This window comes from Pantoea brenneri (assembly GCF_038594305.1).
GTDB lineage: Bacteria > Pseudomonadota > Gammaproteobacteria > Enterobacterales > Enterobacteriaceae > Pantoea > Pantoea brenneri.
The window spans coordinates 110,293-119,255 of record NZ_JBCGBG010000009.1; the positions used below are offsets into that span (position 1 = coordinate 110,293).

Annotated in this window: 8 protein-coding genes and 1 riboswitch; of the genes, 5 read left to right on the forward strand and 3 right to left on the reverse strand. The window is 54.2% G+C overall.

The features are described from left to right. Positions 1 to 51: 51 nt before the first annotated feature. Positions 52 to 786, reverse strand: a complete 735-nt coding sequence (locus AABB92_RS21800) for a glutathione peroxidase (RefSeq protein ID WP_031377636.1) — start codon at positions 784 to 786, stop codon at positions 52 to 54. A gap of 125 nt (positions 787 to 911) precedes the next feature. On the opposite strand from AABB92_RS21800, the gene oxyR reads away from it, so the two are divergent. Further along, entirely contained in the window at positions 912 to 1,829 is a 918-nt protein-coding gene (gene oxyR / locus AABB92_RS21805; protein WP_031377635.1) for a DNA-binding transcriptional regulator OxyR, read from the forward strand. On the opposite strand, the gene sthA is transcribed toward oxyR, so the two are convergent. Then, a complete protein-coding gene (gene sthA, locus AABB92_RS21810) occupies positions 1,812 to 3,212 on the reverse strand; it encodes a Si-specific NAD(P)(+) transhydrogenase (RefSeq protein WP_031377634.1) in 1,401 nt (466 codons plus the stop codon). The genes oxyR and sthA overlap by 18 nt on opposite strands. A gap of 192 nt (positions 3,213 to 3,404) precedes the next feature. Between sthA and fabR the strand changes: the two genes are divergently transcribed. Together fabR and AABB92_RS21820 are read left to right on the forward strand one after the other, a co-directional pair. Continuing rightward, positions 3,405 to 4,052: an HTH-type transcriptional repressor FabR gene (gene fabR, locus AABB92_RS21815; RefSeq protein ID WP_003851200.1), complete on the forward strand. Its 648-nt coding sequence runs from the start codon at positions 3,405 to 3,407 to the stop codon at positions 4,050 to 4,052. A gap of 14 nt (positions 4,053 to 4,066) precedes the next feature. Further along, on the forward strand, positions 4,067 to 4,420 hold the full coding sequence (locus AABB92_RS21820; RefSeq protein ID WP_031377633.1) for a YijD family membrane protein: 354 nt from the start codon (positions 4,067 to 4,069) through the stop codon (positions 4,418 to 4,420). Between the two features lie 45 nt (positions 4,421 to 4,465). Here AABB92_RS21820 and trmA read toward each other — a convergent pair whose 3' ends face one another. Then, positions 4,466 to 5,569: a tRNA (uridine(54)-C5)-methyltransferase TrmA gene (gene trmA / locus AABB92_RS21825; protein WP_031377632.1), complete on the reverse strand. Its 1,104-nt coding sequence runs from the start codon at positions 5,567 to 5,569 to the stop codon at positions 4,466 to 4,468. 110 nt (positions 5,570 to 5,679) lie between these two features. Then, positions 5,680 to 5,862: riboswitch (cobalamin riboswitch) on the forward strand. A 69-nt stretch (positions 5,863 to 5,931) separates the two neighbouring features. Between trmA and btuB the strand changes: the two genes are divergently transcribed. Together btuB and murI are read left to right on the forward strand one after the other, a co-directional pair. After that, positions 5,932 to 7,812 carry a TonB-dependent vitamin B12 receptor BtuB gene (gene btuB / locus AABB92_RS21830; protein WP_031377631.1) on the forward strand — a complete coding sequence of 627 codons (1,881 nt, stop codon included), beginning with the start codon at positions 5,932 to 5,934 and terminating at the stop codon, positions 7,810 to 7,812. Beyond that, positions 7,757 to 8,608, forward strand: a complete 852-nt coding sequence (gene murI / locus AABB92_RS21835) for a glutamate racemase (protein WP_031377630.1) — start codon at positions 7,757 to 7,759, stop codon at positions 8,606 to 8,608. The genes btuB and murI overlap by 56 nt, the downstream gene beginning before the upstream one ends. Positions 8,609 to 8,963 lie beyond the last annotated feature (355 nt).

Consider the following 8,963-nt stretch of genomic DNA (forward strand, 5'->3'; position numbering starts at 1 on the left):
TATAGGCACATCATCAAAGGGCCAGCACTCCCGGCTGACACAGAGATAGGTTTACGCTGACAGCAGGAACTGCTCCAGGTCATCACTGCCGCCAATATGACGGCCACCGATAAACACCTGCGGCACCGTTGCCCGGCCAGAAACGGCACGCAGGCTGACGGTCGTGGCATCCTGTCCCAGCACGATCTCTTCGTACTGAATTCCGTGGTCCATCAGCAGCTGTTTTGCTTTGGTGCAGAACGGGCAGCCTGGCTTGGTAAAGACCGACACTGACTCCTGCACTTTAAATTCCGGCGCCAGATAACGCAGCATGGTATCGGCATCTGACACTTCAAACGGGTCGCCTGGCTTGTTCGGCTCAACAAACATTTTCTCAACTACGCCGTTACGCACCAGCATCGAGTAACGCCATGAGCGTGGGCCAAAGCCGAGATCGGCTTTCTCAACCAGCATCTCCATGCCGCGGGTGAACTCGCCGTTGCCATCAGGGATAAAGGTAATGTTTTCTGCCCGCTGTTCCGCTTTCCACGCATTCATCACAAAGGTGTCATTAACGGAGACACACAGAATGCTGTCCACGCCGTGCTGTGCAAAAACACCTGACAGCTCGTTGTAACGCGGCAGATGGCTGGATGAGCAGGTAGGAGTAAACGCGCCCGGCAGAGAAAAAACGATCACCGTTTTGTTGTTAAACAGCTCATCGGTGGTTACATCGATCCAGCGATCGCCCTGGCGGGTGTGAAAAGTGACCTGCGGAACGGCTTTACCTTCCTGACTTGCAAACATTTTTTCTCCTTAATGGCGAACCGCTTATTTTGATGCGTGCATTATTCCCGCCCACCCTTGATAGGGCTAATCGTTCATTGCTATTCTATCTATCGCCACGGACTATCGTGGTCTGGAGGGTAATAATGAATATTCGTGATCTTGAATATCTGGTTTCGCTTGCTGAACACCGTCATTTCCGCCGCGCTGCGGATGCGTGTCATGTCAGCCAGCCCACGTTAAGCGGGCAGATCCGTAAGCTGGAAGATGAGCTGGGTGTGATGCTGCTGGAGCGTACCAGCCGTAAAGTGCTATTCACTCAGGCCGGCTTGCTGCTGGTGGATCAGGCACGGACGGTGCTGCGAGAAGTGAAAGTGCTGAAAGAGATGGCCAGTCAGCAAGGGGAAGCGATGTCAGGCCCGCTGCATATCGGCCTTATTCCAACCACCGGTCCTTATCTGCTGCCACAAATTATTCCGATGCTGCACCAGACGTTTCCAAAACTGGAAATGTATCTGCATGAGGCGCAAACCCAGCAGTTGCTGGCACAACTCGACAGCGGCAAGCTGGACTGCGCAATTCTGGCGCTGGTCAAAGAGAGTGAAGCCTTTATCGAGGTGCCGCTGTTTGATGAGCCAATGAAGCTGGCGGTCTATGCCGATCATCCATGGCGCGATCGCGATCGGGTACCGATGTCCGATCTGGCTGGCGAGAAACTGCTGATGCTGGAAGATGGCCACTGTCTGCGCGACCAGGCGATGGGCTTCTGCTTTGAGGCGGGCGCGGATGAAGATACCCATTTCCGGGCCACCAGTCTGGAAACGCTGCGTAATATGGTGGCGGCAGGCAGCGGCATTACGCTGCTTCCGGCGCTGGCGGTACCGCCAGAACGTATCCGCGATGGCGTGTGCTATCTGCCTTGCTACAAACCGGTTCCTCAGCGCACCATCGCGCTGGTCTACCGGCCGGGTTCACCTCTGCGCAGCCGTTATGAACAGCTGGCAGAGGCAATTAAAACCCACATGCAACATCATTTCGACACGGCGTTAAAACAGGCGGTTTAAGCCGTTTAATGCCGCCACGCGATAGGCTTCGGCCATGGTAGGGTAGTTAAAGGTGGTATTCACGAAGTACTCAATCGTGTTGCCACCGTTCTTCTGCTCCATGATCGCCTGACCGATGTGGATAATTTCGGCCGCCCGCTCGCCAAAGCAGTGAATACCCAGAATCTCTTTGGTTTCGCGGTGGAACAGAATCTTCAGGCTGCCAACGTTCATACCCACAATCTGCGCCCGCGCCAGATGCTTAAACTGCGCACGACCCACCTCGTAAGGCACTTTCATCGCTGTCAGCTGCTGCTCGGTTTTACCCACGGAGCTGATTTCCGGAATGGTATAAATGCCGGTTGGGATATCTTCAATCAGGTGCGCGGAGGCTTCCCCTTTGACGATGGCCTGTGCGGCAATCCGGCCCTGATCATAAGCAGCCGACGCCAGGCTCGGATACCCAATCACATCACCGACCGCGTAGATGTGCGGCTGTGCAGTCTGGTACATGCTATTCACTTTCAGCAGGCCACGGCCATCCGCTTCCAGTCCGACATTTTCCAGTGACAGCGAATCGGTGTTACCGGTACGGCCGTTGGCGTACAGCAGACAGTCAGCTTTGACCTTTTTGCCCGATTTCAGATGGATAATCACGCCATCTTCCACTCCTTCAATCTTCTCGAACTCTTCGTTGTGACGAATCACCACGCCGCTGTTCCAGAAGTGATAAGAGAGGGAGTCAGACATCTCCTGATCCAGGAACGCCAGCAGACGATCGCGGGTGTTGATCAGGTCAACCTTGACGTTCAGGCCGCGGAAAATCGACGCATACTCACAGCCAATCACCCCGGCACCATAAATGATTACGTGGCCCGGTTCGTGATGCAGGTTAAGGATTGAATCTGAGTCGTAGACACGCGGATGGGTAAAGTCGACGTCATCTGGATGATAAGGACGCGAACCACAAGCGATGACAAACTTCTCCGCAGTCAGCCGTTCACGCGTGCCGTCAGGTTGTTCAATCTCAATGGTGTTGGCGTCAACAAAACGGGCATCCCCCTGATAAAGCTCACAGCGGTTACGCTCATAAAAACCCTGACGCATCGCCGTTTGCTGGCTGATCACGTTTTCAGTGTGATTAAGAATGTCAGCGAAGGAGGAGCGGAGCAGTCGGGTGTGGTCGCTGTAGAGCGGATTCTGGTTGAATTCGATGATGCGACTGACGGCGTGGCGAAGTGCTTTAGAAGGAATGGTGCCCCAGTGCGTACAACCGCCGCCGATGTTGTGGTAGCGTTCGATCACTGCGATGCGCGCTCCCTGCTTCACCAGCCCCATCGCCGCACCTTCACCGCCGGGTCCTGAGCCAATCACAATGGCATCGTAATCGTAAGACTTTTGCATACCGATACGTCCTATTATTTATACATTTTTACAACGAGATTCTAACATCTCGCCGCGCACTTCTGAATTCTATCAGCGATTTTCATCACAGTTTGGCAAAGAGTGAGGTTCACAGGCGGTGACAAAGTTTGCTGCTCTGTACGCTGAAAATTTTGTTATAGTGCCCCCTCAACACCGCAAAAGGCTGAGAGAATGGGCGTCAGAGCGCAACAAAAAGAACGTACACGACGTACACTGATTGAAGCAGCTTTCAGTCAGCTCAGCGCCGAACGCAGTTTTGCCAGCCTGAGTTTGCGAGAGGTTGCCCGTGAAGCGGGCATCGCCCCGACCTCGTTTTATCGTCATTTTAAGGATGTTGATGAACTGGGTCTGACTATGGTGGATGAAAGCGGGCTGATGTTGCGACAGCTGATGCGCCAGGCGCGCCAGCGTATCGCCAAGGGCGGCAGCATCATCAAAACCTCGGTTTCCACCTTTATGGAATTCATCGGCAATAACCCCAATGCCTTTCGCCTGTTACTGCGTGAACGCTCCGGCACCTCTGCCGCTTTCCGTGCTGCGGTCGCGCGTGAAATTCAGCATTTTATCGCTGAACTGGCGGATTATCTTGAGGTCGAAAATCGCATGCCGCGCAGTTTTACCGAAGCGCAGGCCGAAGCGATGGTGACTATCGTCTTCAGCGCCGGGGCAGAAGCGCTGGATGTCGATGCCGAACAGCGCCGTAAGCTGGAAGATCGTCTGGTGCTGCAACTCCGCATGATCGCCAAAGGCGCCTATTACTGGTACCGCCGGGAACAAGAAAGACTGGCGGTCACCCTGGAAAAACCCGAAGAGCAATGAATAAGGATCAGGCCATGACCCACCCGAGTTCCCGCGATAAAGGCACATTGTTACTGGCTTTTATTACCGGTTTAGCGATTAACGGCTCGTTTTCCGTGCTGTTCAGCGCTTTTGTTCCGTTTTCGATTTTTCCGCTGATCGCGCTCGGCCTGGCTGCCTGGTGTCTGCATCAGCGTTATCTGAACACCAACATGCCTGACGGTATGCCGGGACTGGCGGCGGCGTTTTTCCTGCTGGGGATCCTGGTTTATAGCGCACTGGTGCGGGCAGAATATCCGGATATCGGCTCGAACTTCATTCCGACCATTTTGATGGTGGCGCTGGTGTTCTGGATTGCGACGCGCTTCAAGCGCAAACGCAATCAGTAAAGGCGAGAGATGAAACAACGGGAACCTCAGGGTTCCCGTTTTTTTTCAGGCTTTGCGCGTCAGAAGTACGCCGCATTCCATATGGTGGGTATAAGGGAACTGATCGAACAGCGCCAGCCGTGTCACCTCATGCGTCTGCGACAGCGTCTCTAAGTTGTCGCTCAGCGTTTGCGGATTGCAGGAGATATAAAGGATGCGCGGGTAACCCTGCACCATCTTCACCGTCTCGTCATCCAGTCCACTGCGCGGCGGATCGACAAAAATGGTTTCACATTCATAACTGGTCAGATCAATCCCTTCCAGCCGATTAAAACGGCGTACGCCGGTCATCGCCTGGGTGAACTCTTCGGCAGCCATACGGATGATCTGCACATTATCGATCTGATTAGCGGCGATGTTGTACTGCGCCGACGCTACCGACGGTTTGGCAATTTCAGTCGCCAGCACCCGGCGAAAATTACGCGCCAGCGCCAGTGAGAAGTTGCCGTTGCCGCAGTAAAGTTCCAGCAGGTCACCCTGCGAACCCTGAGTGACATCCAGCGCCCACTCCAGCATCTGAATATTCATCGCAGCGTTTGGCTGGGTAAAGCTGTTCTCAACCTGACGATAGATCATCTCACGTCCCGCCACCGGCAAACGTTCATCCACATAATCCCGATCGAGGCAGATTTTGGTTTTGGTGGCGCGGCCAATCAGCTGCACATCCAGGCCTTCGGCGCGCAGTTGATCGCGCAGTTCGCTGGCGGCCAGCTGCCACGCGTCATCCAGCTTACGGTGGTAGAGCAGCGAGATAACAATCTGATTACTCAGAGTCGACAGATAGTCGATCTGAAACAGCTTATGGCGCAGCGTGCGATTGTCGCGGATCGCCGCGATCATTTTTGGCATCAGCTGGTTGATCAATTCACTGGCGGCAGGGAATTGATCGACGCGGATCCGCTCGCGGGTCTGCTGATCAAAAATGATGTGATAGATGTCATCGCCATCGTGCCACAGGCGGAATTCCGCACGCATGCGATAGTGGCTGACCGGTGAACGGAACACCTCCACCTCGGGCGCAGCAAACGGCGTCATCATCGTCTTTAAACGACTGACTTTTTCCGCCAGTTGCGCGTCATATTGTTCAATAGGGAGATGTTCGGGTGTCATGTTCCGTCCTGATTAATAGCTTACCAGCGGGCGATTGTAGGGATTCACTTGCTGATGTCCAGTCCCGCAGCGATAAGAAGTTTGGAAGTCTGGACTTCCGTATCGCCACTCCGTAGACTGCGTTCGCCGGCCTCAAGCCCGAGTTAATAGGGAATCCAGTGTGAATCTGGAGCTGACGCGCAGCGGTAAGGAATGTCGTGGTGAGTGCATTTGCAGACACTGTCCTGCGGGATGGGAAGTCATCACCTCTTATGGTTCCCAGCCCGAAGACCTGCCGGTGTCCGTCGCTACTCGTACGATCATCGCGTGCTATTGATTGTATGCCTGCGGCATCCTGTTTTGTTTTTTGGATGCGATTAAAAATGACTAAAACGACCGCATCGCTGTTCGCCTTTAGTGCAACGGCGGTTTCTCTCTGGGCGCAAAATGGTTTTGCTCAGGGGAATGATGATACGCAAATAGTAACCGCCAATCGTTTCGCTCAGCCGGTATCCAGCGTGCTGGCCCCTGTCACGGTGGTGACGCGTGACGAGATTGACCGCTGGCAAGCCAAAAGCCTGACGGATGTGATGCGCCGCCTGCCCGGCGTCGATATCACCCAAAGCGGCGGTATGGGGCAGCAAAGCTCACTGTTTATCCGTGGCACCGAGTCCCGGCACGTCCTGATTCTGATCGATGGTATCCGGCTCAATCAGGCTGGCATTACCGGCTCATCCGACCTCAGCCAGATTCCTCTTTCGCTGGTGCAGCGTATTGAATATATCCGTGGCGCGCGTTCGGCGGTCTACGGTTCGGATGCGATTGGCGGCGTGGTCAATATCATCACGGGCCGTGCGCAACCGGGAACCACGCTGACGGCTGGCGTCGGGTCCAACGGTTATCAATCTTATGATGGCTCTACCCAGCAGAAACTGGGCGACGCGACCAGGCTGACCCTGGCCGGTAACTATACCTATACCAAAGGGTATGACGTGGTGGCTGGCTATCCCAACGCGTATGGTCCGGCACAGCATGACCGCGATGGGTTTATGAGCAAAACCCTGTACGGCAATCTGGAGCATCAGTTCAGTGATGAACTCAGTGGCTTTGTGCGTGGATACGGTTTTGATAACCGCACCGCCTACGACGGGTCAGATAGCTATGATGCCAGCTACAGCAACATTATTGGCCTGGCTGATACCCGACAGCTCTATAGCCAGACCTGGGACACGGGGTTGCGCTTCAATCATGATGTCTATTCGTCCCAGCTTATCGCCAGCTATGGCCGTACCAAAGACATCAATTACGATCCGCGCAACGGACGCTACGGGGCGGCGTCGACTTTCGACGACGTGACCCAATACAATCTGCAATGGGGCAACAGCGTGCAGATTGGGCAGGGCACGATCAGCGCCGGTGTTGACTGGCAGAAAGAGACGACGGAACCGGGCACCAACTATCTGGCAGACAGTTATGAACAGCGTAACACCGGCCTCTATCTGACCGGCCAGCAGCAGTTTGGCAGCGTGACGCTTGAAGGCGCGGTGCGCGGTGACGATAACAACCAGTTTGGCTGGCATAATACCTGGCAGACGGCGGCTTCCTGGGAATTTATCTCCGGGTATCGCGCTTTTGCCTCTTACGGTACCGCGTTTAAGGCACCGAACCTCTCTCAGGTCTACAGTCCTTTTTATGGTAACCGCGATCTCGATCCTGAAAAAAGCAAGCAGTGGGAAGGTGGATTTGAAGGTCTGACCGGGCCGCTTAACTGGCGGGTCTCCGGCTATCGTAATGACATCGATAACCTGATTGATAGCGACCCGTCGACCTATCGCTACTACAACATTAAGCAGGCGCGCATTAAAGGTGTGGAAGCGACCGCTTCATTTGATACCGGGCCGCTGGCGCACCAGCTCTCTTACGATTATGTCGATGCTCGTGATGGCAGCACTAATCAGCCGCTCATCCGTCGTGCTAAACAGCAGGTGAAGTATCAACTCGACTGGACGCTGTATGATTTTGACTGGTCAGTGACTTATCACTATCTGGGCGACCGTTATGATACCGACTTCAACAGTTCGCCCAGCCGTCGGGTGAAGCTGGGCGGGGTTAGCCTGTGGGATCTGGCCGTCTCATATCCGCTCACTTCACAACTCACGGTTCGTGGTAGAATTGCCAACCTGTTCGATAAAGATTACGAGACAGTGTATGGCTATCAAACCCCAGGACGAGAGTATTACCTCAGCGGCAGCTACAGCTTCTGATTTGCGACCCACCGTGCTGGTATTCGACTCCGGCGTCGGTGGGCTTTCCGTCTATGATGAGGTCCGGCAACTGCTGCCGGATCTTCACTATCTTTACGCCTTTGACAACGCCGGCTTTCCTTATGGAGAGAAAAGCGAAACCTTTATTGTCGAGCGCGTGGTGGCGATTGTTGATGCCATTACCCAGCGCTACCCGCTCTCTTTAGTCATCATCGCCTGTAATACGGCCAGCACCGTCTCACTGCCTGCTTTGCGTGAGCGCTTTGCTTTTCCGGTAGTCGGCGTAGTGCCGGCGATCAAACCGGCGGCGCGTATGACGCGCAATGGCGTGGTGGGCCTGCTGGCAACGCGTGCTACGGTGCGTCGTCCTTATACTCACGAGCTGGTGGCGCAGTTTGCTGGCGCCTGCAATATCGAAATGCTGGGCTCGGCGGAGCTGGTGGAGCTGGCTGAAGCCAAGTTACATGGCGAAGAGGTTTCGCTGGAAGCCGTTCGCCGGATTGTTCAGCCGTGGCTGCGAATGGCGGAGCCGCCGGATACCGTGGTATTAGGCTGTACCCACTTTCCTTTATTGCGTGAAGAGTTGCAGCAGGTATTACCGGAAGGCACCCGTCTGATTGATTCAGGTGCAGCGATAGCGCGCCGTACGGTCTGGCTGCTGGAACACGAGGCGCCTGAAGTACGTTCTTCGCAACAGAATGTGGCTTTTTGTACCGAACTGGATGGCGAAGCTGTTCAGTTATCACCCGTTTTACAGCGTTATGGCTTCCCGTTGCTGGAAAAACTGGCGGTTTGACGGCTTTTAGTTGAAAAAATCAGCACTCAGAATTTTATTTGAAATTAGCACTTGTCAGCCTCCGGAAACTCCCTATAATGCGCCTCCACTGACACGGCACAACGGCTTACGAAGCGCCGGGTTAAGTAGGTTCGAAATCATACGAACCAGTGAGTTAAGCAGAAATAAACGCTTGACTGACAATGCGGAAAGCGTATTATACGCAGCCCGCGCCACACGAAGTATGTGGCACTGCTCTTTAACAATTTATCAGACAATCTGTGTGGGCACTCGCAGGATTGATATCAGCGTCTCCGGACGTAAAAAATATCAAGTCTCACGAGTGAACACATAATGAAATTCATTATGACGTTTT